Source organism: Psychrobacter sp. M4 (assembly GCF_055699795.1).
Map to the genome: position 1 here is coordinate 2816546 of NZ_CM146740.1, position 22377 is coordinate 2838922.

At 43.1% G+C, this 22377-nt stretch carries 30 protein-coding genes and 1 tRNA gene; 9 read left to right on the forward strand and 22 right to left on the reverse strand.

Annotated features, from left to right (window positions below; all coding sequences use genetic code 11):
• Positions 1–7: 7 nt before the first annotated feature.
• The 20 genes from rpsN to ACR63N_RS11825 form a co-directional block, all read right to left on the reverse strand.
• A complete protein-coding gene (gene rpsN / locus ACR63N_RS11730; protein ID WP_367105721.1) occupies positions 8–313 on the reverse strand; it encodes a 30S ribosomal protein S14 in 306 nt (101 codons plus the stop codon).
• 12 nt (positions 314–325) lie between these two features.
• Positions 326–862: a 50S ribosomal protein L5 gene (rplE, locus tag ACR63N_RS11735; RefSeq protein WP_299221458.1), complete on the reverse strand. Its 537-nt coding sequence runs from the start codon at positions 860–862 to the stop codon at positions 326–328.
• A gap of 21 nt (positions 863–883) precedes the next feature.
• Positions 884–1201, reverse strand: coding sequence for a 50S ribosomal protein L24 (gene rplX, locus ACR63N_RS11740; RefSeq protein ID WP_367105720.1), 318 nt, complete (start codon positions 1199–1201; stop codon positions 884–886).
• Between the two features lie 8 nt (positions 1202–1209).
• The gene (gene rplN / locus ACR63N_RS11745) at positions 1210–1578 is read right to left on the reverse strand and encodes a 50S ribosomal protein L14 (protein WP_201572055.1); all 369 of its coding nucleotides are present in this window, start codon (positions 1576–1578) and stop codon (positions 1210–1212) included.
• A 182-nt stretch (positions 1579–1760) separates the two neighbouring features.
• Positions 1761–2036: a 30S ribosomal protein S17 gene (gene rpsQ, locus ACR63N_RS11750; protein WP_367105719.1), complete on the reverse strand. Its 276-nt coding sequence runs from the start codon at positions 2034–2036 to the stop codon at positions 1761–1763.
• Positions 2033–2230 carry a 50S ribosomal protein L29 gene (rpmC, locus tag ACR63N_RS11755; RefSeq protein WP_367105718.1) on the reverse strand — a complete coding sequence of 66 codons (198 nt, stop codon included), beginning with the start codon at positions 2228–2230 and terminating at the stop codon, positions 2033–2035. The genes rpsQ and rpmC overlap by 4 nt, the downstream gene beginning before the upstream one ends.
• A complete protein-coding gene (gene rplP, locus ACR63N_RS11760; RefSeq protein ID WP_367105717.1) occupies positions 2230–2643 on the reverse strand; it encodes a 50S ribosomal protein L16 in 414 nt (137 codons plus the stop codon). The genes rpmC and rplP overlap by 1 nt, the downstream gene beginning before the upstream one ends.
• Positions 2644–2646: 3 nt before the next feature.
• Entirely contained in the window at positions 2647–3369 is a 723-nt protein-coding gene (gene rpsC, locus ACR63N_RS11765) for a 30S ribosomal protein S3 (protein WP_367105716.1), read from the reverse strand.
• A gap of 3 nt (positions 3370–3372) precedes the next feature.
• A complete protein-coding gene (gene rplV / locus ACR63N_RS11770) occupies positions 3373–3702 on the reverse strand; it encodes a 50S ribosomal protein L22 (RefSeq protein ID WP_472782064.1) in 330 nt (109 codons plus the stop codon).
• Positions 3703–3712: 10 nt separating this feature from the next.
• On the reverse strand, positions 3713–3988 hold the full coding sequence (gene rpsS / locus ACR63N_RS11775; protein WP_367105715.1) for a 30S ribosomal protein S19: 276 nt from the start codon (positions 3986–3988) through the stop codon (positions 3713–3715).
• Positions 3989–4000: 12 nt separating this feature from the next.
• Positions 4001–4831 (reverse strand): 50S ribosomal protein L2, encoded by an 831-nt coding sequence (gene rplB, locus ACR63N_RS11780; RefSeq protein WP_367105714.1) that lies wholly within the window; start codon positions 4829–4831, stop codon positions 4001–4003.
• A gap of 11 nt (positions 4832–4842) precedes the next feature.
• A complete protein-coding gene (rplW, locus tag ACR63N_RS11785) occupies positions 4843–5190 on the reverse strand; it encodes a 50S ribosomal protein L23 (RefSeq protein WP_367105713.1) in 348 nt (115 codons plus the stop codon).
• Positions 5187–5789, reverse strand: a complete 603-nt coding sequence (rplD, locus tag ACR63N_RS11790) for a 50S ribosomal protein L4 (RefSeq protein ID WP_367105712.1) — start codon at positions 5787–5789, stop codon at positions 5187–5189. The genes rplW and rplD overlap by 4 nt, the downstream gene beginning before the upstream one ends.
• A 14-nt stretch (positions 5790–5803) precedes the next feature.
• Complete coding sequence (gene rplC, locus ACR63N_RS11795) at positions 5804–6442, reverse strand: 50S ribosomal protein L3 (RefSeq protein ID WP_367105711.1); 639 nt, start codon at positions 6440–6442, stop codon at positions 5804–5806.
• 45 nt (positions 6443–6487) lie between these two features.
• Positions 6488–6799 carry a 30S ribosomal protein S10 gene (gene rpsJ, locus ACR63N_RS11800; protein ID WP_025644420.1) on the reverse strand — a complete coding sequence of 104 codons (312 nt, stop codon included), beginning with the start codon at positions 6797–6799 and terminating at the stop codon, positions 6488–6490.
• A gap of 387 nt (positions 6800–7186) precedes the next feature.
• The gene (locus ACR63N_RS11805) at positions 7187–8776 is read right to left on the reverse strand and encodes an Rne/Rng family ribonuclease (protein ID WP_367107223.1); all 1590 of its coding nucleotides are present in this window, start codon (positions 8774–8776) and stop codon (positions 7187–7189) included.
• Positions 8777–8990: 214 nt separating this feature from the next.
• Positions 8991–9638 (reverse strand): Maf family protein, encoded by a 648-nt coding sequence (locus tag ACR63N_RS11810; protein WP_472782065.1) that lies wholly within the window; start codon positions 9636–9638, stop codon positions 8991–8993.
• A gap of 59 nt (positions 9639–9697) precedes the next feature.
• The gene (gene mreD / locus ACR63N_RS11815) at positions 9698–10183 is read right to left on the reverse strand and encodes a rod shape-determining protein MreD (RefSeq protein WP_367105708.1); all 486 of its coding nucleotides are present in this window, start codon (positions 10181–10183) and stop codon (positions 9698–9700) included.
• 78 nt (positions 10184–10261) lie between these two features.
• A complete protein-coding gene (gene mreC / locus ACR63N_RS11820) occupies positions 10262–11101 on the reverse strand; it encodes a rod shape-determining protein MreC (protein WP_367105707.1) in 840 nt (279 codons plus the stop codon).
• A gap of 145 nt (positions 11102–11246) precedes the next feature.
• A complete protein-coding gene (locus ACR63N_RS11825; protein ID WP_367105706.1) occupies positions 11247–12275 on the reverse strand; it encodes a rod shape-determining protein in 1029 nt (342 codons plus the stop codon).
• Between the two features lie 601 nt (positions 12276–12876).
• Here ACR63N_RS11825 and gatC point away from each other — a divergent pair.
• The 8 genes from gatC to ACR63N_RS11865 all read left to right on the forward strand — a co-directional run bounded on the left by gatC (position 12877) and on the right by ACR63N_RS11865 (position 19078).
• Positions 12877–13227 (forward strand): Asp-tRNA(Asn)/Glu-tRNA(Gln) amidotransferase subunit GatC, encoded by a 351-nt coding sequence (gene gatC, locus ACR63N_RS11830; RefSeq protein WP_367105705.1) that lies wholly within the window; start codon positions 12877–12879, stop codon positions 13225–13227.
• Between the two features lie 59 nt (positions 13228–13286).
• Positions 13287–14783 (forward strand): Asp-tRNA(Asn)/Glu-tRNA(Gln) amidotransferase subunit GatA, encoded by a 1497-nt coding sequence (gene gatA, locus ACR63N_RS11835; RefSeq protein ID WP_367109540.1) that lies wholly within the window; start codon positions 13287–13289, stop codon positions 14781–14783.
• Between the two features lie 85 nt (positions 14784–14868).
• Positions 14869–15207, forward strand: coding sequence for a hypothetical protein (locus tag ACR63N_RS11840; RefSeq protein ID WP_472782066.1), 339 nt, complete (start codon positions 14869–14871; stop codon positions 15205–15207).
• A 194-nt stretch (positions 15208–15401) separates the two neighbouring features.
• Positions 15402–16907 carry an Asp-tRNA(Asn)/Glu-tRNA(Gln) amidotransferase subunit GatB gene (gene gatB, locus ACR63N_RS11845; protein ID WP_367109539.1) on the forward strand — a complete coding sequence of 502 codons (1506 nt, stop codon included), beginning with the start codon at positions 15402–15404 and terminating at the stop codon, positions 16905–16907.
• A gap of 109 nt (positions 16908–17016) precedes the next feature.
• Positions 17017–17093, forward strand: a tRNA-Pro gene (locus ACR63N_RS11850).
• A 224-nt stretch (positions 17094–17317) separates the two neighbouring features.
• Complete coding sequence (locus tag ACR63N_RS11855) at positions 17318–17620, forward strand: type II toxin-antitoxin system HicA family toxin (protein ID WP_472782067.1); 303 nt, start codon at positions 17318–17320, stop codon at positions 17618–17620.
• Between the two features lie 2 nt (positions 17621–17622).
• Complete coding sequence (locus ACR63N_RS11860; protein WP_472782068.1) at positions 17623–17970, forward strand: type II toxin-antitoxin system HicB family antitoxin; 348 nt, start codon at positions 17623–17625, stop codon at positions 17968–17970.
• Positions 17971–18040: 70 nt separating this feature from the next.
• Positions 18041–19078 carry a hypothetical protein gene (locus tag ACR63N_RS11865; protein ID WP_472782069.1) on the forward strand — a complete coding sequence of 346 codons (1038 nt, stop codon included), beginning with the start codon at positions 18041–18043 and terminating at the stop codon, positions 19076–19078.
• Positions 19079–19438: 360 nt separating this feature from the next.
• Here ACR63N_RS11865 and ACR63N_RS11870 read toward each other — a convergent pair whose 3' ends face one another.
• Positions 19439–19753 (reverse strand): monooxygenase, encoded by a 315-nt coding sequence (locus ACR63N_RS11870; protein ID WP_367105699.1) that lies wholly within the window; start codon positions 19751–19753, stop codon positions 19439–19441.
• A 167-nt stretch (positions 19754–19920) separates the two neighbouring features.
• Between ACR63N_RS11870 and ACR63N_RS11875 the strand changes: the two genes are divergently transcribed.
• A complete protein-coding gene (locus tag ACR63N_RS11875; RefSeq protein ID WP_367105698.1) occupies positions 19921–20907 on the forward strand; it encodes a DUF1853 family protein in 987 nt (328 codons plus the stop codon).
• 87 nt (positions 20908–20994) lie between these two features.
• Here the strand turns inward: ACR63N_RS11875 and ACR63N_RS11880 are convergent, their stop codons facing one another.
• Positions 20995–22266: a hypothetical protein gene (locus ACR63N_RS11880; RefSeq protein WP_472782070.1), complete on the reverse strand. Its 1272-nt coding sequence runs from the start codon at positions 22264–22266 to the stop codon at positions 20995–20997.
• Positions 22267–22377 lie beyond the last annotated feature (111 nt).

Below are 22377 nucleotides of genomic sequence, written 5' to 3' on the forward strand. Positions count from 1 at the left end.
TTACTCCTTACCAGCTTGCTTTACGAACACCAGGTACATCACCTTGCATGACACGCTCACGCAGCATATTGCGTGATAAGCCAAACTTACGGAAGTAACCATGAGGACGACCAGTGAGACCACAGCGATTGCGTAGACGTACAGGTGATGAATTACGAGGTAGAGCTTGCAGCTCTAACATCGCATCCATACGCTCTTCGTCACTTGCATTCATATCACTGATGGTTTCTTTTAGCTTCATACGCTTTTCAGCATACTTAGCTACCATTTTTTCGCGTTTCAATTCGCGGTTAATCATGCTCTTCTTTGCCATAACGTCTTTACCTTATTTAAATGGGAAGCCGAATGCTTTAAGCAGCGCACGACCTTCTTCATCAGTACCAGCTGACGTAGTGATCGTCACATCCATACCACGGATACGATCAATCTTATCAAAGTCTACTTCTGGGAATACGATCTGCTCTTTGATACCCAGCGAGTAGTTACCACGTCCGTCAAATGCCTTAGGTGAAAAACCACGGAAATCACGAATACGAGGAATAGCAATGGCAATGAGACGATCTAAAAATTCGTACATTTGCTCACCACGTAGCGTTACTTTACAACCAATTGGCCACTCTTCACGAATTTTGAAGCCGGCAACTGATTTACGCGCTTTGGTGACTACAGGCTTTTGACCCGCAATTGCGGTCATATCAGCTACAGCACCTTCAAGTAATTTCTTATCTTGAGACGCGCCGCCTACACCCATGTTAAGTGTGACTTTAGTGATCTTAGGGACTTGCATCACATTGTCTAAACCAAGCTCTTCTTTGATTTGCTGCTTGAGTTTATCATTATATAAAGATTTTAATCTTGCCATTACCGTTACACCCTTAGTGTCTTACGCAGTCGCCACTACTTCACCATTTGAACGATAAACGCGCTGTTTTTTGCCGTTTTCATCCATTTGATAAGTAATACGATCTGCTTTTTGGGTTTGCGCATTTAAAATTGCGACGTTTGAGATATGTAAAAAAGCTTCTTGCTTAACAATGCCGCCTTCAGTACCAGTAGCCTGATTTGGCTTTTGGTGTTTAGTTACGATATTGATGCCTTCCACTTTGATACGATCGTTTTTTACCGCTTGTACAGTGCCTTGCTTGCCTTTATCTTTACCAGCAATCACAATAACTGTATCGCCTTTGCGTAATTTAGCCATGGGTTACCTCACAATACTTCTGGTGCTAGAGATACAATTTTCATAAACTGATCACCACGTAGTTCACGAGTTACCGGTCCAAAAATACGAGTTGCAATAGGTGCTTTATTTTGGTTGAGCAACACCGCAGCGTTGTCATCAAAACGTATCACCGAACCATCGGGACGACGAACGCCCTTTTTGGTACGTACAACTACGGCATTCATCACATCGCCTTTTTTGACACGACCACGAGGAATGGCTTCTTTAACCGTTACTTTAATAATGTCGCCGACAGATGCGTAACGGCGATGAGAACCACCCAGTACTTTAATGCACTGAACTCGTCTTGCACCGCTATTGTCTGCAACTTCCAGCATAGATTCGACCTGAATCATAGCGTTACTCCACACGTATGGGCAGTAAAAACCAGTTGCTGCCGCAAGCTCCGTATGAGTAGGCGGCATTTAAATAAAAATAGCATTATCTTACTCATCATGCTTATGATGTGCGCTAGGCACGATCAGCATCTTGAAAAAGGCGGCTATTTTAACAGCTTCTAGCTTCTAATGCAATTTACTTAGATTTTTTCTACTTTTTCAATCACATCAACTAAAGTCCATGCTTTAGTTTTTGAGATTGGACGCGTCTCTTTAATGCGTACAAGATCGCCTTGTTGGCAAACATTATTTTCGTCATGGGCTTTGATTTTAGTTGAACGACGAAGCTGCTTACCATATAAAGGATGGCGAACCAGACGCTCAATCAAAACCGTAATGGACTTATCCATCTTGTCGCTGACAACACGTCCTGTTAAGACACTAGCATTTGCAGTTGCTTGATTGTTATCGCTCATGAGTTGCCTCGTTGTTTCTCGTTAATCAAAGTCTGAATCTGAGCAATCGTACGACGATTGCCTTTGACTTCATGGGTATTTCCCAACTGACCAGTTGCTTTAGCCATACGAATACGGAAAGCATCAAGTTGCTTTTCATCAAGTAACTGGGTCAGCTCTTCTAATGATTTATCACGTAATTCACTGATCTTCATTACATTATCGTCCGCTTAACAATGGTGGTTTTAAAGGGCAGTTTAGCTGCTGCAAGCGTTAAAGCATCGCGAGCTAGATCTTCTGAAACCCCTTCAATCTCATACAGTACTTTACCAGGTTTTATTTCGCATACCCAATATTCGACTGGACCTTTACCTTTACCCATACGTACTTCGAGTGGCTTATTGGTAATCGGTTTGTCTGGGAAGACACGAATCCAGATTTTACCACCACGCTTAATTTTACGAGTAATAGTACGACGTGCTGCTTCGATTTGACGGGCGGTCATACGACCACGAGTCAAAGATTTTAGACCAATTTGTCCGAATGCAACGGTGCTTCCACGATGAGCGAGCCCTGTGTTACGACCTTTATGCATTTTACGAAACTTGGTACGTTTTGGCTGTAACATAGTTTAACCTCTGTCTGAGTTTCGACGATTTCCACGACCACGGCGTTTTGGCGCACGAGGCTTCTCTTCGTTGACGGGATTATAAACACTGTTCATACCGTCAAGGATCTCACCACGGAAAATCCAAACTTTTACACCGATAGTGCCGTAAGTCGTTTCTGCACGAACTGATGCATAGTCAATGTCAGCGCGGAAAGTATGTAATGGCACGCGGCCTTCACGGTACCATTCAGTACGAGCAATCTCAGCACCGCCAAGACGACCTGATAACTCAACTTTGATACCTTGTGCACCAGAACGCATGCTGTTTTGTACAGCGCGCTTCATGGCGCGGCGGAACATAACACGGCGTTCAAGTTGGCTGGCGATGCCATCTGCTACTAAGCGAGCATCAAGGTCAGGAGATGTGATTTCTTCAATATTAACCTGAGCAGGTACGCCCATCATTTTGGTCAACTCTTTTTGAAGTCTTTCAATGTCCTCACCTTTTTTACCGATAACAATACCAGGGCGCGCAGTGGCGATGGTAATCTTGGCTGCACCAGTAGGACGCTCAATCATGATATTACTGATCATGGCATTATCTAGCTTTTTGCGTAGATACTCACGAACTTGGATATCATTAATTAGGTATTCTGAGTATTGTTTAGGGTTTGCATACCAGTTTGCGTTATGCTTTTTGACAATACCAAGACGGATTCCGATTGGATGTACTTTTTGACCCATAACTTATTCTCCTACCTTTATAGTGATGTGACAGGTACGCTTACTGATACGATCAGCGCGACCCTTTGCACGTGGTAGGATACGTTTTAGCGTAATGCCTTCATCAACGTAGATAGTTGATACTTTTAGAGTATCGATATCTAAACCGTTGTTATGCTCGGCATTGGCGATGGCTGAGTTAAGACATTTCTTAACGAAAACCGCGCCTTTTTTATTGCTATACGTTAGAATATCCAAAGCACGCTCAACAGATTTGCCACGAACTTCATCAGCAACGAGTCTAACTTTTTGTGCCGAGATGGCGGCACCGCGTAATTTTGCAGTTACTTCCATGGTAAGCACCTTATCTCTTAGCTTTTCTGTCAATGCCATGACCACGATAGGTACGAGTCGGGGCAAATTCACCTAGTTTATGACCAACCATCTGCTCACTCACGATGACCGGTACATGAGTACGGCCATTATGAACAGATAAAGTTAAGCCAACCATTTGGGGGAGAATCATCGAGCGGCGCGACCATGTTTTAATGGGTTTGCGTGAGTTGGTGTCTATTGCATTCTCAACTTTAGCAAACAAATGCGCATCAATGAATGGACCTTTTTTCAATGAACGAGGCATGAAATTCTTCCTTTATTTCTTCTTGGCGCGGCGGCGACGGATGATCATACTGTCAGTACGCTTATTATGACGCGTTTTAAGTCCTTTGGACTTCTGACCCCAAGGGCTAGTTGGATGGCGACCTTTGTTACGACCTTCACCACCACCATGTGGGTGATCAACTGGGTTCATCGCGACACCGCGAACAGAAGGACGGATACCACGCCAACGTGAAGCACCGGCTTTACCAAGTGATTTCAAGTTGTTTTCAGTATTGGATACTTCGCCAATAACGGCACGGCAATCAACATGGACGCGGCGAGTTTCGCCTGAACGTAGACGTAGGATAGCGTAAATACCTTCACGTCCTAATAACTGTACGCCTGCACCTGCTGAACGAGCCATCTGCGCACCTTTACCGATTTTAAGCTCGATATTGTGGATTACAGTACCCAATGGAATATTTTTAAGCGGTAAACAATTACCAGGACGAATCGGAGAACCTTCACCTGAATACACCGTATCACCAGTAGCTAGTTTTTTAGGAGCGATGATATAACGACGCTCACCATCAGCATATTTAAGTAGCGCAATATGTGCAGTACGGTTAGGATCGTATTCGATACGTTCTACGATCGCTGGAATGTTGTCTTTGGTGCGTTTAAAATCAATAACACGGTAATGATGCTTGTGACCACCGCCAATATGACGCGTGGTAATGCGACCGTTATTGTTACGCCCACCTGACTTGCCTTTTGATTCGACAAGTGGAGCATACGGACGACCTTTATAAAGGTGTGGATGCACCACTTTTTCGACAAAACGGCGGCCTGGTGATGTTGGCTTTGCTTTTACGATAGGCATGAGTGTAATCCTTATTCGTTGTTCGCTGTTTCACTAGTAGAGGTAGTATTTGCTACATCCTCACCAGCATCAGCCATTTGTACATCTTGACCAGCTTTTAAGGTAACGTAGGCTTTTTTATAGTCATTACGACGGCCGATACTTTTACCAAAACGCTTTGTCTTACCTTTAACATTCAAAGTGTTTACTTTAGTGACTTCAACACCTTCAAACATCAACTCAACTGCTTTTTTGACTTCAAGCTTAGTAGCATTAGAATCAACTTTAAATACTTGCACACCAAATGAATCGCCAAGCATTTGAGATTTTTCTGAGAACACAGGCCCTCTTAAGACCTGATAGAGTCTTGCGTTATTCATGCTAGTGCTTCCTCAAATTGTTTCGCAGCTTCAACTGACATGATGACTTTATCAAAGGCAATCAAACTCACAGGATCCACTTCATTAGTACCAAGTACATTGACGTGTGGAATGTTGCGAGCTGCTAAATATAAATTCTCGTCAACTTCTTTGGTGACGATAAGTGCACGAGGTGCATTCAAATCATTTAGCTTAGCGATCAGCTCTTTGGTCTTAGGTGCAGAGATAACCAACTCATCAACTAAAATCAGACGCTCTTGACGTACTAATTCAGCTAGGATGCACTGCATCGCACCACGATACATTTTACGGTTAACTTTTTGTGACCAATCTTGTGGTTTGGCGGCAAATGCACGACCACCGCTACGCCAGATTGGGCTACGAATAGAACCGGCACGAGCGCGACCCGTACCTTTTTGACGCCATGGCTTTATGCCACCGCCAGAAACTTCGGCACGGGTTTTTTGTGCACGTGTACCTTGACGAGCACCGGCTAAATACGCCGTGACGACTTGATGCACTAATGCTTCGTTGAATTCACGACCGAAAGCCGTATCAGAAAGCTCAACCGCCGCACCTGTAACTGTTTTTAAATCCACGTTAATCCCCTTGCTTAGGCTTTGACTGACGGACGTATGATAACATCGCCACCGGTGGCGCCTGGGATAGCACCCTTGATGACAAGTAACCCTTTTTCAGCGTCAACCGAAACCACTTCTAGGCCTTGAACGGTGACACGCTTGTTACCCATCTGACCTGGCATTTTTTTGCCTTTAAATACTTTACCTGGTGACTGGTTTTGACCAGTTGAACCAAGAACACGGTGAGATACTGAGTTACCATGAGTGGCATCTTGCATGCTAAAGTTGTGACGCTTTACACCGCCCTGAAAGCCTTTACCCTTACTCTGTCCTGTGACATCAACCATCTGACCTTGTTCGAACAAGTCAGCTAGGATCTCACCACCAATCTCATAACTTTCTAAATCGCTATCATTGGCACGAAACTCCCAAACACCGCGGCCCGCTTTAACGCCAGCTTTTGCAAAGTGGCCTTTTTGAGCAGCTGTGACACGGCTGTCACGGCGAGTGCCTGTAGTAACCTGAATAGCCTGATAGCCATCTACTTCGTTGTTTTTTACTTGAGTAATGCGGTTTGCATTGACCTCAATCACAGTTACAGGGATAGATGCACCTGCTTCAGTGAAGACCCGGGTCATGCCGCATTTTTTACCGACTAAACCGATCGCCATTTTGAACCTCTTTATATCTTATTAATGGGTGGGGTGTTCTACGCGTTAGCCCAAAGCAATTTGAACGTCAACACCCGCCGCTAAATCTAACTTCATCAGCGCATCCACAGTTTTGTCAGTAGGCTGAACAATATCAACCATACGCTTGTGAGTACGGATTTCGTACTGATCACGCGCATCTTTGTTGACATGTGGCGAGGTTAGGACATCGAAGCGCTCAATACGAGTCGGCAACGGTACAGGACCACAAACTTGCGCACCAGTGCGCTTTGCAGTATCGACAATCTCTTGTGCCGACTGGTCAATCAATCTATGATCAAAAGATTTAAGTCGGATACGGATTCTCTGGTTAGCCATGCCAGCAAGCTCCTAATATGTGCTTCGATCATTCTTGCTGTGCAAGTGGATGACCAAAAGCCGTTTGGTTAAAGATTCACTTCAAGCGGCTTAATATTCTTTTAATAGAACGAGCAGCGTGCTAAAAGCAAAATAATTTAAAGCCCCGCCGACCCTCCTAGTTATATGGATGTCAGCAAAGGCATAATGAAATAGTGCTAGAAACGATGCTCTAGCTGTCATAGCAGCAGCAATATTCTTCGCTGCGCTCTTATAATTCAGTAGTGCGTATTATACAGAACATTTGAGTCATTGCAAGGGTAAATGGCGTATAAACTATGATTTTACCCACTAAGTACTCTAATAAATCGTCACACAAGTGACAAGTCAAAACATGAAAACAGCATTTTAGTCGAGAACAATATCATACTGTTCTTGGTTGTATAAGTTTTCAACCTCAAACGTAATGACGCGTCCGAGTAAATATTCAAGCTCTGCTACGGTATCTGCTTCTGAAGTCAAGAGTAAGTCTATAACGGCAGCATGGGCGACGACCGTAAATTTCTTTGGAGCGTTATAAGTACGGGCACAGCGCATGATCTCGCGAAATATCTCAAAGCAAACCGTTTCTGCTGTTTTGACAAAACCGCGGCCCTCGCAAGTAGCACAGGGTTCACACAACTGCTGACCTAAGGATTCACGGGTACGCTTACGCGTCATCTCAACCAGACCTAGCTCACTAACTTGCGTGATATTGGTTTTGGCATAATCTTGCATAAGCTGTTGCTGCAAACTCTCTAATATGTCGTCCTTGTGCTCTTGCTCTTGCATATCTATAAAATCAAGAATAATAATGCCGCCTAAATTACGCAAACGCAGCTGACGCGCTATAGCGTGGGTGGCCTCTAAATTGGTTTTATAAACAGTATCTTCTAAGGATCTGCCACCGACAAAGGAGCCGGTATTAACATCGATAGTGGTCATAGCTTCAGTTTGATCGATAATCAGATAACCGCCAGACTTTAGATCGACGCGGCGTTTTAGGGCATCACGTAAGTCTTCTTCAACACGGTGCACATCAAATAATGCTGGCTCAGCACTATAATGTACAATACGGTCATAAACAAAGGGAACAAACTCTTCAGCAAAAAGGCGTACTTGCTCATAAATCTGCGAATTGTCTATTATGACTTTTTCGGTACCAGCATGTACTAAATCACGGATGGAGCGTAGGGGCAAAGACAGTTCTTGGTAGATCAGCTCTGAGCTTTGATGATGCTTTACTTCCTGTCTGCGTGCACAGATGGTACGCCATAGCTGCACAAGATAGTAGATATCCTCCTCTAGCTTCTCAACAGGAACGCGTTCTGCTGCTGTACGTGCGATCAAACCACCTTGTAGATTGACCGTTTGCATAAGACTTGTCAGCTCAGTCTTTAGGCGCGTACGCTCCTCCTCGCCGTCTATTCGCTGCGAGATACCAACATGATCGCTGGATGGCAGGTAGACTAAATAGCGGGACGGTAGTGATATGTTGGTGGTTAATCGTGCGCCCTTGCTGCCTAGCTGGTCTTTGGTAACTTGTACTAAGATACGCTGGCCTTCGTGCAAGCGGTGTTGAATAAGCTTACTAACCACAGTAGCCACATCTGTCGTTTGAGCACTGACAACAGGTGGCGTCATAGCTAAACTATCGGCAGGTGTCACTGACTTATCAGTACTGACTTGGTCTATAGAAGTTTGGTTTGTATTTTTTACTGTAGTCCGTGGTTCACGCTGCATATCATTAACATGTAAAAACGCGGTTCGCGACTGCCCTATATCAACAAAAGCAGCTTGCATTCCCGGTAGTACGCGTACTACTGTACCCAAATAAATATTACCAACTAAACCTAGCTTATGGTGACGTTCAATATAAATCTCACCGAGCACGCCATTATCCAAAACGGCCACACGGCATTCCATCGGACTGACATTAATCAGCAGCTCTTCAGACATAATGTTTTCTCTTATTGCTTATAATGCGTATTGATAATAGATAGCTTTTTATAGTTATAGGTTTGTTAAGATCATATAGGCTTGTAAGCTTATTAAGTTGATCAAGCTTACAGTGTAACAAACGCTTGCTAGCACTGCCCACTCTCCTGCCGTGTCATTATGTGTCCTAGCCTATTAATCAACGCCTGCTTGTAGGTGTCTGATGTTATAATTATTATGCACAATGGCTTTCGTAACTATTGCTCGCAGATTTGATTAAAGCCAATGTTTGCGCTAAAGGTAGGCCGACGACATTAGTATAACTGCCGTTGATACGGGTGACCCATGCTGCTGCTTGTCCTTGGATAGCGTAGCCGCCCGCTTTATCAGCAGGCTCATCACTATCCCAGTAGCTTGCCATCATAGCAGGCGTTAAAGGGACAAAAGTAACCTCAGTACGTTCTATGATTTGCTGTTGCCATAATACTTGCAAAGCCGGATCGACGAGTGTGGCTTGCACGGCCGTCCACACTTGATGGGTGTCATCAGACATCTGTTGCCACATATTATAGGCGTGATCGCGATCTATTGGCTTAACCAAAATGGATTGTCCGTCTGGCAGTACCCCAATAGTGTCAGCGGTTAGAACGACAAAAGGCACAGAAGACTGATCTATAGTAGCAGTATGGTTTTGATCATCTGTTTGAAGCTGCGTAATGGCAGCCTCAGCTTTGGTAGCGACCATACGTTGGATATAGTCTTTTGGCGTCTCTTGGTCATAATATGTCTCATCAATATCAACGCTTATGACCTTAAAATCAAGCTGGGCACTCATTAGTAATTCACGACGACGCGGCGAACCAGAAGCCAATAAAATATTCATTGCTAGTCCCTTGGAGTTAATTTTTTATGATTATACAGATAAGGTTTTCTAGACAAACTTTAGCGCGTAAAGCCGCGTAATATCAACAAGATTAGCGGCCAGCTAAGAATACTTATTAGTAGAGATAATCCTGATTGAACCACAAATATGCTTTGGGTCATTAGCTGCAATAGCCACAAGCTTAATTGAAAAACAATCAATCCTATGGTCGCTAATAGCCACGCGCTAAATGTGTTTAATTGTTTAACCTGTAAGCTACAAAGCCTCAGAGCCAGCACCATTATTACAGCGGCAAAGGCTTGCTGACCAAGATGAGTGTCCATCAGCAAATCAGCAATAAGCCCAATAATAAAAGCGGTAAAGACACCAACATAGCGCGGCTGAAACAGTAGCCAAAATATCAGCACCATAATCATAATCATCGGGCGCAAGGTTGCCATACTTGGACTTAGAGGGTATACGCTAGGCGATGAGGCCACCACAAAGCTTAATGCTATAGCAATTAGTACTGTACCAGAGGATTGCTCAGAGTTTGAAAGCGCCATAAATGCTTGCCTTAGCGATTGGTTAGCAACTGGCAGCGTTGAGTAACTTGACTGCAGCGGACATCTGTATTGCCTACCTTAATTATCAAGTGCTGTTTTATCCTGTAGAATTAATACGTAAGCATTATCAACAAAATTGGCGGCTGGTGTTACCTCAATACTTCTAAAATTATCAGCTTGGGTATCTTGAATACGCGCAATACGGCCTACTTGGTACCCTGCCGGAATGCGTCCACCAAGACCCGATGACACCAGCTCATCACCAACGCGTACGTCCGAGGTTTTAAAAACATAGTTTAAATGCAGTGAGGTTGGAGTACCTGCCCCCGTCACAATAGCGCGTTGCCCCGTACGCTTGATCGTCACTGCCACCGATTGCTGCTCGTCGGTAATCAATAGTAGTCTGCTAGTATTTGGATAAACATTAATAATTTGGCCTAAAATACCGTTCTCATCTATAACGGTTTGTCCTACTTGCACGCCATCTTTTGCGCCTTTGTTGAGCACTACAATTTGCTTGAGTAAATTGGTATCAGTACCAATAACTTGTGCCAAGTTTAAGTCAAACAAATCGGGCTTAGTCGTTGACAAAATACCTTGCAGACGTGCATTTTGTGCCAAGATATAATCTTGCTGTTGTAGCTTAGCTTGCGCATGGATCAGCTGCGACTCTAGTCTTATGTTCTCACGGCGCAAAGCTTCTTTTGATTGTATGCTGCCGCGCGTCCAATGCTCAGCGTAGCTTGGCAATAAAGAGAACTCGTAGATGGGCTGCATCGCAGCGTGGCTAATATTACGTAGTGGTTGAAACCACTCAGGATTTTTGCTATCAAACCATATCAATATTAGTGCCACTATCAATACAATAGCAGTCCTACGTAGTGCCAGGGATTGACGGGCAAAAATACTTGGAATCATAGGATATCTAATTAGAGTAATACTCGCTAAGCGTAGCATATAATACGGTTATTTATCAGAGTGAAGGCTTCTATCAATCATTAATGCAATAAAGGCAGTCGCATTGACCGCCCTCATTTATGTAGAAATGTAGTAAGAAAAACCTTTATACAAAAATCATATTTAAGCTTTTATTATTAATAAAATCAAGCGCTATACCGCCGCCTCGGCTCACACAGGTCAGCGGATCTTCTGCTACCGTAACTGGCAAGCCGGTCTCTTTTGAGATGAGTTTGTCCAAATCACGCAATAGAGCGCCGCCGCCAGTCAGTACAATACCGCGCTCAGCTATATCTGATGACAGCTCAGGCGGCGTCTGCTCAAGCGCGGCTTTCACTGCGCTGACAATGCCACTCAATGGATCACTTAGTGCTTTTTGCACCTCTTCTGAATTAACGGTAAAGGTTTTGGGCACTCCTTCTGCCATACTACGACCGCGCACCTCAACCTCAAGCTGACTGTCCTCGTTCAGGGCTGAGCCTACTTCTTGCTTAATGCGCTCAGCAGTCGTCTCGCCAATCACACAGCCATGGGTACGGCGGACATGAGTGATAATTGCCTCATCGAATATATCTCCACCAATACGAATCGATTCGGCATACACGCAGCCTGACAGTGCAATAACAGCAATCTCTGTGGTACCGCCGCCGATATCGACAACCATCGAACCACTCGCTTCATGGACTGGCATGCCAGCCCCGATAGCGGCCGCCATAGGCTCCTCAAGCAGTAATACTTTATTAGCACCTGCTGATGATACCGCTTCACGAATGGCTTTGCGCTCAACTAAGGTAGATTTGCAGGGCACACAAACCACCACATTAGGCTGCGCCATAAAGCGCTTGGCTTTTACTTTAGCGATAAAATGCTTGAGCATCTTTTGGGTCACTTCAAAGTCAGCAATAACGCCATCTTTTAATGGTCTGATAGCAGTAATATTAGCAGGCGTACGTCCAAGCATTTGCTTGGCATCAAGACCAACAGCTGCCACTGTTGGGTTTTGCGTACGGTTACTACGCAAAGCGACCACTGTAGGCTCGTCAAGCACCACACCTTTATTAGGAATAAAAATTAAGGTGTTCGCAGTACCAAGGTCGATTGCGATATTATTCGATAAAAATCCAAACGGGTTCATTAATATATCCAGCGCTTTAAAAGAATGAAGCAAATGAGGCGAATAAAATGACTGAGACAGTGCTCGTCAGGTCGAGTAGATCATAGTTTTGGATAGATGATAGTCAGGCGCTCACATTAGCAAAAGCTTATCTAGGCGACAAGGGAAATCTGAACAATAATGACTAAAAGCTAAAATTGGACTAAATTATACCGTTTCAATACAAAAAAAACAGGGTTATTTACAGGGTAAAACAAGGATTTTTTATTATGTACAAGTTTTTATTATCCAGTCTAATAAAACATGTCCAGTAATTTAGCTGGCGCGGCTGTGATTATTCATGTTTGTACAGCAATTTATCATCGTCCTCTGTAAACCTAGGCTAGATGCTTTATAATACGTCACTAACAACTGCTTGATAGCGGATCGTTAATCTATGGTCCTAAAACCCTAGCATAGATAATATTATTCAAAAGTACCATAGATGTATTTACTATCCCATGTAAAGCCAAACTATGAGTGATACAGCAAATAACTCTTAGCTATTCAATAACTGATCAACAACAGTGCCTTGACTAGCAGGCACTCGTACGAACAAATCCTGACTTCAATTGGAGAAATTATGTCACAGCAAACGCCCGAGACCATACTCGATAATAGGTCTATTACTGAGCCTAACGCTGATAGCAACGTGAGTCGTCAAGAAATTATAGAAGTAGCAAATCTTGCCCGTTTAGGTATTGATGAGAATACGGCTGGCAGCTATGCTGACGATATTAGCAAAGTACTCAAGCTCATGCAGACACTTGGCAGCGTTGATACTACAGAGGTACGACCACTCTCGAACATCCATGAGGTTTGCCAAGATTTGCGCAGCGATGTCGCCAAACATGATATTAATCGCCAGCGTAATCAATCGGTTGCCCCTGCTGTTGAAGACGGTTTATACCTAGTACCTCAGGTGATTGAATAACCGTTAACTGACTTTTTATTCTTATTTTATCCAGCAACCTTTTTGACGGACGACTCCTTATGTCTGAGATTCATCTCTTAAGTACCCAGCAACTGATTACCGGACTGCAAGACAAACAATTTAGCAGCCTTGAGATCACTGAACACTATATCAAGCGCATTGAAACGTTAGATAGCAAGATTAATAGTTTTATTACCAACACCTCAGAGACTGCGCGCGCACAAGCAAAAGCTGCTGATGAGATGCGCGCGCAAGGCGATAAAAGACGTCTGCTTGGTGTACCGATGGCACACAAGGATATCTTTTGCACCCAAGGTGTACTGACTACTTGTGGCTCTAAAATGCTGCATAATTTTGTGGCGCCTTATAGCGCGACCATCGTCTCCAATATAGACAAGGCTGGCATGATAAGCCTAGGTAAGCTCAATATGGATGAGTTTGCGATGGGCTCGGATAACAGTAGCTCCTATTATGGTACGGTACAAAACCCTTGGGATTTAGAGCACGTCCCTGGTGGCTCATCCGGCGGTAGTGCAGCAGCAGTGGCAGCAGGTTTCACTCCTGTAGCTACGGCAAGTGATACTGGCGGCTCTATCCGTCAGCCCGCCTCGTTTTGTGGCCTAACCGGCATCAAGCCCACTTATGGACGTGTATCGCGTTTTGGCATGATTGCTTACGCTTCAAGCCTTGATCAAGCAGGCAGCATGGGTCGTAGCGCTAAAGACTGCGCTTATCTATTGCAGCCTATGATCGGCCATGACCCGCGTGATGCCACTTCTATCAAACACGACATTCCTGATTATGTACAAGACATCAATGATGCCGAAGCTAAAGCCGGCGATAAGCCCTTTGATGGTCTACGTATTGGGGTGGCAAAAGAGTACTTTAGTAAGGGTCTTGATAAAGAAGTCGAGCAAGCTGTACGCGCTGCCCTACAAAAGTATCAAGAATTGGGCGCAACGATTGTGGAGGTGAACATCACTGATCCTGATATTACCCTTGCTACTTATTATATGCTAGCTCCTGCTGAGGCCTCATCAAACTTATCACGCTTTGATGGCGTGCGCTTTGGTTATCGCTGTGAGGATCCCAAAGATCTCATTGATCTGTACACGCGTACGCGTTCTGAGGGCTTTGGTCCCGAGGTACAGCGCCGTATTTTGACTGGGACCTATGCGCTCTCGGCAGGTTACTTTGACGCTTATTATACTAAAGCACAAAAAGTGCGCCGAATGATCGTCGAGGACTTTGATAAAGCTTTTGCCAATTGTGATGTAATTGCCAGTCCAACGTCGCCAACAGCCGCTTATAAACTCAGCGATAACCTCGATCCGGCAACTATGTATTTAGGTGACATTTATACTATCGGAGTAAATTTGGCAGGCTTACCAGCGCTGAGCCAGCCTGTTGGTTTGACTTCTGAGGGCCTGCCTATTGGTTTGCAATTGATCGGACAGTACTGGCAAGAGAGCAAGCTACTCGCCACTGCGCATCTATTCCAGCAGCATACCGATCATCATCTACAACACTCTACTATCGCCAAGGAAAGCGTATAACACACGGTGTTGTGGTTGAATAACTTACCGTACTAAATTATACGATTTTACGCGGGCAAAAATTTGACTTTACTAGGGATATGAAATGAATTTTATCGACATGTTGAAAAAAGATTATGGCTTAGATGATAATCAAGCTAATGACTTACAAACAGAGCTTAAAAACTTAGAAGCTTTTTTTGACAAAAACTTCGAGGATAGCTCAAGTTTTTTCCAAGAATTCTATAGTAAATTTGAAGAGACTATTGCCCCTTATGGCTTTGAAAAGGGAGATGCTAAACAAGCTGAAGCTTTGGTAAATAGTTTGTTTCTACAAGGTGATTTTAGAATCTTGTTGAGTTACGTTATTCCCGCTTATTATCAAAGTGGTGGGGATAGTAAAATTTTCTCAGAAATTTATACTGAAATGATGAATAGTTATTAAAGTCTGTTTATTAGGCAGACGTAGTGTAATGTATGTTATTTGTCGAAACATCACTTGAGTAGTGTACAAAATATACTCTGCGCTAGTTTACTGATGCTGTGTGGTGATAATCATTTTATCATCGGTAGCTACTATAAATATGGATTATCTTTTTAGCATCCCCCCGTTTTATTTTAATTTTTTGATAGGATTTTATGATGGAAATGACAGAGTTTGCAGTTCGTAAAGAGCTGCTCGTCGATGGCTACGAAGTGGTCATTGGTATCGAGATTCACTGCCAGCTCAATACCGAAAGCAAAATATTCTCAAGTGCACCGACCGACTTTGGTCATGAGCCAAACTCACAAGCGAATATTGTAGATTTAGGTCTGCCCGGTGTCTTGCCCGTCCTAAATAGCGGTGTGGTAGATCGAGCACTAAAATTTGGTATCGGCGTCAACGCAGAATTAGGGCTGTTTAATACTTTTGATCGCAAGAACTACTTCTATCCTGACCTGCCCAAAGGCTATCAAATCACTCAAATGGCTAATCCTATCGTGGGTAAAGGGTATATCGATGTGGTAGTCAATGAAGGTGATAAGAATGAGTATCCCAAACGCATGGGTATCACACGCGCGCATTTAGAAGAGGACGCAGGCAAGTCAGTACATGACGCTGTCGATGGTATGACTGGTGTGGATCTCAACCGTGCGGGTACGCCGCTTATTGAGATTGTCTCTGAGCCTGATATGCGCTCAGCTGCTGAGGCGCTAGCTTATATCAAAGCCATTCATCAATTGGTCACATGGCTGGGTATTTCAGATGCCGTCATGGCAGAAGGCTCGTTTCGCTGCGACTGTAACGTCTCCGTGCGCAAACCAGGGGATGAGCTAGGCACGCGTACCGAGCTGAAAAATCTCAACTCGTTTCGTTTTATAGAACGCGCTATCGCTCGTGAGATCGAACGTCAAATTGATATTATCGAAGACGGCGGTAAAGTTGTGCAAGCAACGATGCTCTACGATCCTGATCAAGATGAAACCCGGGTCATGCGTACCAAAGAAAACGCTGATGACTACCGCTACTTCCCTGATCCTGATCTGCTTCCTGTACGTATCGAGCAGCATACGATAGATGCTATTATGGCTGAAATGCCTGAGCTGCCGGTTGCGCGTCGTGCCCGTTTTGAAGAGGCGCTTGGACTCTCAGAATACGATGCGCGTATCTTAACTGGTAGTCGTCAATTGGCCGATTACTTTGAAGACGTCGTCGCTGAGGTCGGACAAAAAGACGCCAAGATGGCGGGCAACTGGGTGATGGGCGATTTGCTCGGTGCGCTTAATAAGGAGGACGCTGATATTATCGACTCCCCTATCAGCGCTAAGCAATTAGCCGGACTACTCAAGCGCATTAATGATGATACTTTATCAGGTAAAATGGCTAAAACCGTCTTTAGCGCTCTTTATGCACGCGAAGGCGGCGATGGTGATGACGCTGCTGATAAGATTATCGAGGAAAAAGGCCTTAAGCAAGAAACCGATACTGGTGCTATTAAAGCGATGGTAGAAGAGGTTATCGCTAACAATCAGGTCATGGTCGATGAGTATAAAGGCGGTAAACAAAAAGCCTTTAATGGTTTGGTCGGTCAAGTGATGAAAGCCAGCCGTGGTAGCGCTAATCCGCAGCAGGTCAATCAGATTCTAAAAGAATTATTAGGATAACAGGGTCTGCTGTAAATAGTCCTGACTGTTTTGTGCGTAAATTAATTGCTAACTTGGATGTTAATTAGCCCTTGCAATATAAATAATTTTGCGTAAAATAGCAGTCATTCGGGGCGTAGCGCAGTCTGGTAGCGCACTACACTGGGGGTGTAGTGGTCGCAGGTTCAAATCCTGCCGTTCCGACCAAACACAATAGTTAAATAGAAAAGCCAATCATTGTTTTCAATGGTTGGCTTTTTTTTGATTTGGATTTTATTAGTCTATAGTTTCACGATAAAAGAAATAGTTTAGACTTGTTGTTGAAGACAAAATTAATTGATTCAAGAATTTAAAACTGTTCAATGGAATTAAACAACTGTTTTTAGTATCACTATATGATACTATAATGAGATAAACAATAAGGATATGGTATGCAACGTAAGCATCAAAAGACACTCATAGCTATTTTTAGTAAACCCATATCCGGTAATATAAAATGGTCAGATATTGAAGCTTTATTTATAGCATTGGGTGCAGAAGTTAGCGAACGGGCAGGATCAAGAGTAGCAATCGTATTAGATGATGAAGTACAGGTCTATCATCGACCACACCCCCAGCCAACAACCGACAAGGGCGCAGTAGCTAGCGTGCGAAAATGGTTAGATAGTTTAGACTATAGTCCTATTGATGATACTGAACAGACCGCCCCTGTAATCAATGACAATAAGGAATAATTATGCAAAATATTATGATGATTAATGAGCATAAAGCCATCATTCAATATGACCCTGAACTAAGCTTGTTTCGTGGGGAATTCGTAGGACTAAATGGCGGTGCAGACTTCTACGGTGATAGTATCACCGCTTTACAGAATGAGGGTGAACAGTCACTACAAACCTTTTTGGAGGTGTGCAAAGAAAATGGTATTGAGCCTTACAAATCCTTCTCTGGTAAGTTTATGACGCGCATACCAAGCGAGCTACATGAGCAAGTGAGCACTGTCGCCACCAGTCACGGTATGAGCCTCAATCAGTGGGTTGCCGATACGCTTGCCAATGCCATCGATAACGAAGGTATGGCGTAATGACTATGTAGGGCTCGAGCTAATTATATGAACAGCAGCTGTTTTTATTTAAGGGTATAGGAGTGTGAATTTGAGCTTACTAACGGCTAAAAATTATTTAGATAGTTATAAGAAAGATACGACTATTCAATATATAAATGTTTGTACCTTCCTCGAATTACTTGTAGAATTTGAGCAGACAAATTTAGAGGAAATATTAATTTATCTAAGTATAAAATCATTCCCTTCTACTACTACTCTTTATAGAAAAAATAGAGATTACATTAACCCCAAAGGAGATAATGAGGACAACTGTAAAAGCACTTGCGATTTTTTTAATAATATTGAGAAAACAGCAAGCTTTTCAGTAATTATGGGGTTTCCTTATGAAATACGAGAAAGGTATGCGGACTTATACTTTTCATTGTTAGAGCTATTTCAGTCTGACACTTTAAAGCAAATTAGCTTTATAAAAAAATATGCAGCTCATGAGGCTATGGCTAGAGGGTTTGGATATTTAAGTAAAGGTTCAATAGGTAGTCTGTTTAGCTCTAATGAACTGGTGACTGGACTACCACAAAAAAGAATAGATGAGCTAATAGCTATAGACCAAATCGTTAAGATAGAAATCGATAGTAAAACAGACTTATCAGAAGCAACTGATATTCAAAAGATAGTGATAGCAAAAATTCATGAATATATGGACGCTCAAATGGACTCATACAATACAAGCCCTACTCATCGTGATGAAATCACAAATTTTCTGAATTCTCAATCTAATAATAACAGAATACCAGCACCAACAATCACTCGAACCGACCTTAAGAGCGATAAAGAACGTATAGCAGAACTTGAAAATCAACTTGCTCAGGTAAAAGCAGAATTAGTAGACGAACAAGCTAACGATGATAAAGAGTTAAATACAAAGTCTCAAAACTATGTTGCCAAGATTATTTTGGCTTTGACTCAAATAGCTGATTTAAATATCGATAAACCCCATGCTAGCAAAGAGCCTAATACTACAAACTCTATTATATTTGATCAAATAAAGTCTAATCAAATGAAGGTTAGTAATCAGGTCATAGGCAACTGGCTAAAACTTGCATCTGAACAACCTAAGGACGACTAGTATTTTATATAAAATCACTATGCCATTATATAAAACTGCTATAACTGCCCATCCTCTAACATAGCCCATGTAAGCCGTAGCACAAGTTACGGCTCGATAAACTACATGGAGCTATGAACATGACACACCCAACCCAAACCAAAGAAACCACATCATCTAAAAAATCATTCAACAAACCACCAAAATGGACACTTAGTATATTAAAGTTTTTGATAGTGATTCTAGTGCCTTTTCTGTCAAACTCGCCTGACATTCAGCTTAACTTTTATATGATTAATATCATGTTTTGAGCATATAAGACGCAACAAAAAGCCAGCCCTTAAATCCAGAAGCTGGCTTTTCTGATCCTAAAAATCTATCCTACGCCAAGTACTGCAACCATGCTTTAGTAATCTTACTCAGCTCTTCGTTCACTTTAAACGTTTTCGCTCGAATACCGGTAATCCCAAACGACTCTAAGCGCTTAGTATGCTTGGATAAGTATCTATTGGCATCATCTAAATTATTAAAGACATAAATGCCGCCCGCCTCTTGCGTCTGCGCGTTTTCTGTCCATAGCTTATAGACCAAACCATCTTCTGTAGCGATATCTTCAGCAAGCTCCTTCATTTGCTTGTAAAACTCATCGCCAAAAGGTCCAGTGTATGGAAAGTCCATTTGTAAAAGATATTTCATAGTTTATTCCTACTATTTATTAAGTGATATGAGAAATTATAGGCAGAAATATACCCTGCTAATTGGGCTTAATCTTAACATATTACAACTCCCTATAGACTTTTACCACGCAAGCTATTAGGGTAAATACTTTATATTCTCCTCTATCACTTACTCTGGTCTATCCTATGCCCGAGCCTACTGCTTTACTCTTTGCTACTCCCGTAGATAATGCACCGTGGGAAGCTTACCACCGCCCTTATGTACGTGATTTGGCCTATGCACTTGCTTGCCCTGACGTACTAACCAGATGGCTAGAATTTGCGCCGCATCAAAACACACCTCCTATCGCTGTACATAGTAGCGAGTTTTGGCTGGCGCAGTTTTCTGCTTATCAGCAGCGCTTGCACGAGCTAGATAATACCGACGCCTACCAAGACCTAACCCGTTATTTACTGAAACGTCCCAGTCCCAATCGCTTGGGATTTCATTTTGAAGGATTACTAGCGTTTTGGCTAGAGGATGGTTATACGCGTGGCCTGCATCCGTATGAGACATTGGCTAGCAATATACAGCTTTATAATGGTAAGCAAACAGTAGGCGAGCTGGATTTGATTTTATACAATCATGAAGATAAACGAGTAGAGCATTGGGAATTAGCCATTAAATTCTTTATGGGCTCATATCCGTTTGCGCCAGAGAACTGGGTGGGTATCAACTCCAACGACAATTTAGAACGTAAAATGACCCATATGCAAACCAAACAATTTCGCGCCGTTTGGGTCGAAACTGAAAACCATGGACAAGTTAAAATCGACAAGCGTTATGCGCTGATAAAGGGAAGGTTCTTTTTGCCAATGAACTCAAACGATTTGAGCTATTTTGAGTGGCCGGATTGGTTGTCCTCAGACTTTCCCATGCATAAATGGTGCGATAAAAGTGACAAGGTGAATCTTGCGATGCTCGATACCAACAACCTACGCTTAGCGCATTATATTGAATGGTTTACCAAGCGCGAGTTTTACGATAACTGCCAAGTAAAATTAACAGGTTTCGATAAAAATTCTAATAAACAGCCGGACGACGCGCTACCTAGAACAGGTCTGTACTTTGAAGGCGATAGGTTTATAGTGATCTATCCTCAACAGCGCGACCACGTAGATAACGAGTCTTAAATTGATAAGTGCTAGGCAATTTTATTGTTCCATACTAAATTTACTGTGTTTTAACACCTTTATTTTCCAGTACTACAGTTTCTAGCACTACCAAGCATAGCGCCCATATAAACTGATCTCACTGCGTTTGGCTTTTTCTGCGTCTAAACTATCGGTGAGGAGTTTAATGCCTCCATATTGACTGTCTAAAGCCAAGCCCAAAGATTGCGTTTGCGGTTCGATCAGACCTGTAAGCGTAACAGAATAAGCCATCTGTTCCATTTTGTAGCCTGCTGATAGCTGGTACAAATCATGAACGTCATTCACTTGACCATGAGCACCAAGCTGCCACTGCTCATCTAGCTCATGCATGAGGCTACCTTCAACTCGCCAAGGCAAGGTCTGTGTCACATCGTCGGTATCGAGTTGGCCTCGTGTTTTATCGGTAGTGGGTCTATTGATATCGTAATCTAGAATGTACTGGGTACTAGGTGCGTCTTGCCAATGCATACGTCCAAGAATGTCATAACCACGAATAGACAATCGGGTATTTTGGGATAATTGACCGGTCAGGTTTAAATCTAGTGAATAACCGTAGCCTGAGGGTTTATCAGGATACCAATTCAAGTCCTCCTCTTTAAGCGCGGGCTCATCGTAATAATAATCTATAGAAGTATCAATCTTATTTAAACGATCTAGGTTTCTAACTATTTCGCCCTCAGGAAAGGCTTGCGACGTCAAATTACCTTTGATAGCGCCATCAAGCACATGTTGTCCTTGCCAAATATTGGCGTAAGTAGTCAGTTGCCAATTGGGCATTATCTGCTGAGTAAAACCGATATTAGCGCCAATGCGCTCATTATGCTGCGCTTCTAGCTGCAACTGATAGTTTTGATTTTGATTAGGTAATTGCTTATTTTGATACTGCCAATATAGATCTGCTGTGTCCTGATTGAAGCTCAACAGATAATCGTAACGCCAAGCTAAGCCGTAGCTAATAGCGCTATCAGGCGGACGTACATTGAGTGACACACGTCCCTGGGCGTAAGCGTGCTTACCGGAGTCTAGAGGTGCATCCCAATCTTTGATAAAATCATTAATCGGCTGCGCTGGGCTATGAGCTGTGGCCATTATATTCCAATCAATTTGCGCCGCCGCTCTCTTAGGGACTACAGATGGTGCAGTCACTAAAGGTACGTTTATCAAAGGTGCTGGTTGAGCCATAGCAGATATTGCCACCCCTGTACTGACGGTCACTACTATATTGCGTAGGACAAATAGCGTGTGCTTATACATGGCGTACCGAGAGATATCGATGGTGGGAGATGTAGGTAGCATTTGTGCGAAGGGTACATAAAGGGATGATCGCAGACAGAACATAATAGTCTTCCATAAATTAAAAGGCACAAAAAAGAGACAGGGCGAGCTGTCTCTTCTGTACATATTGACAATATCTCAAACGCGTATCATCGTGTCTGAAGAATTATGCTT

Excerpts from the sequence above, each read along its gene's own strand:
- mreD (WP_367105708.1), bottom strand. The coding sequence starts at position 10,183 with ATGGCGCTTTCAAACTCTGAGCAATCCTCTGGTACAGTACTAATTGCT.
- ACR63N_RS11810 (WP_472782065.1), bottom strand. The coding sequence starts at position 9,638 with ATGAATATTTTATTGGCTTCTGGTTCGCCGCGTCGTCGTGAATTACTA.
- gatA (WP_367109540.1), top strand. The coding sequence starts at position 13,287 with ATGTCTGAGATTCATCTCTTAAGTACCCAGCAACTGATTACCGGACTG.
- rpsQ (WP_367105719.1), bottom strand. The coding sequence starts at position 2,036 with ATGAGCGATAACAATCAAGCAACTGCAAATGCTAGTGTCTTAACAGGA.
- ACR63N_RS11860 (WP_472782068.1), top strand. The coding sequence starts at position 17,623 with ATGCAAAATATTATGATGATTAATGAGCATAAAGCCATCATTCAATAT.
- rpsS (WP_367105715.1), bottom strand. The coding sequence starts at position 3,988 with ATGCCTCGTTCATTGAAAAAAGGTCCATTCATTGATGCGCATTTGTTT.
- ACR63N_RS11880 (WP_472782070.1), bottom strand. The coding sequence starts at position 22,266 with ATGTTCTGTCTGCGATCATCCCTTTATGTACCCTTCGCACAAATGCTA.
- rplV (WP_472782064.1), bottom strand. The coding sequence starts at position 3,702 with ATGGAAGTAACTGCAAAATTACGCGGTGCCGCCATCTCGGCACAAAAA.
- rpmC (WP_367105718.1), bottom strand. The coding sequence starts at position 2,230 with ATGAAGATCAGTGAATTACGTGATAAATCATTAGAAGAGCTGACCCAG.
- ACR63N_RS11805 (WP_367107223.1), bottom strand. The coding sequence starts at position 8,776 with ATGTCTGAAGAGCTGCTGATTAATGTCAGTCCGATGGAATGCCGTGTG.
- rplC (WP_367105711.1), bottom strand. The coding sequence starts at position 6,442 with ATGGCGATCGGTTTAGTCGGTAAAAAATGCGGCATGACCCGGGTCTTC.
- rpsN (WP_367105721.1), bottom strand. The coding sequence starts at position 313 with ATGGCAAAGAAGAGCATGATTAACCGCGAATTGAAACGCGAAAAAATG.
- ACR63N_RS11870 (WP_367105699.1), bottom strand. The coding sequence starts at position 19,753 with ATGAAATATCTTTTACAAATGGACTTTCCATACACTGGACCTTTTGGC.
- ACR63N_RS11875 (WP_367105698.1), top strand. The coding sequence starts at position 19,921 with ATGCCCGAGCCTACTGCTTTACTCTTTGCTACTCCCGTAGATAATGCA.
- rplX (WP_367105720.1), bottom strand. The coding sequence starts at position 1,201 with ATGGCTAAATTACGCAAAGGCGATACAGTTATTGTGATTGCTGGTAAA.
- ACR63N_RS11840 (WP_472782066.1), top strand. The coding sequence starts at position 14,869 with ATGAATTTTATCGACATGTTGAAAAAAGATTATGGCTTAGATGATAAT.
- rpsJ (WP_025644420.1), bottom strand. The coding sequence starts at position 6,799 with ATGGCTAACCAGAGAATCCGTATCCGACTTAAATCTTTTGATCATAGA.
- gatC (WP_367105705.1), top strand. The coding sequence starts at position 12,877 with ATGTCACAGCAAACGCCCGAGACCATACTCGATAATAGGTCTATTACT.
- ACR63N_RS11825 (WP_367105706.1), bottom strand. The coding sequence starts at position 12,275 with ATGAACCCGTTTGGATTTTTATCGAATAATATCGCAATCGACCTTGGT.
- rplP (WP_367105717.1), bottom strand. The coding sequence starts at position 2,643 with ATGTTACAGCCAAAACGTACCAAGTTTCGTAAAATGCATAAAGGTCGT.
- mreC (WP_367105707.1), bottom strand. The coding sequence starts at position 11,101 with ATGATTCCAAGTATTTTTGCCCGTCAATCCCTGGCACTACGTAGGACT.
- rplE (WP_299221458.1), bottom strand. The coding sequence starts at position 862 with ATGGCAAGATTAAAATCTTTATATAATGATAAACTCAAGCAGCAAATC.
- ACR63N_RS11855 (WP_472782067.1), top strand. The coding sequence starts at position 17,318 with ATGCAACGTAAGCATCAAAAGACACTCATAGCTATTTTTAGTAAACCC.
- rplN (WP_201572055.1), bottom strand. The coding sequence starts at position 1,578 with ATGATTCAGGTCGAATCTATGCTGGAAGTTGCAGACAATAGCGGTGCA.
- gatB (WP_367109539.1), top strand. The coding sequence starts at position 15,402 with ATGATGGAAATGACAGAGTTTGCAGTTCGTAAAGAGCTGCTCGTCGAT.
- rplW (WP_367105713.1), bottom strand. The coding sequence starts at position 5,190 with ATGAATAACGCAAGACTCTATCAGGTCTTAAGAGGGCCTGTGTTCTCA.
- rplB (WP_367105714.1), bottom strand. The coding sequence starts at position 4,831 with ATGCCTATCGTAAAAGCAAAGCCAACATCACCAGGCCGCCGTTTTGTC.
- rpsC (WP_367105716.1), bottom strand. The coding sequence starts at position 3,369 with ATGGGTCAAAAAGTACATCCAATCGGAATCCGTCTTGGTATTGTCAAA.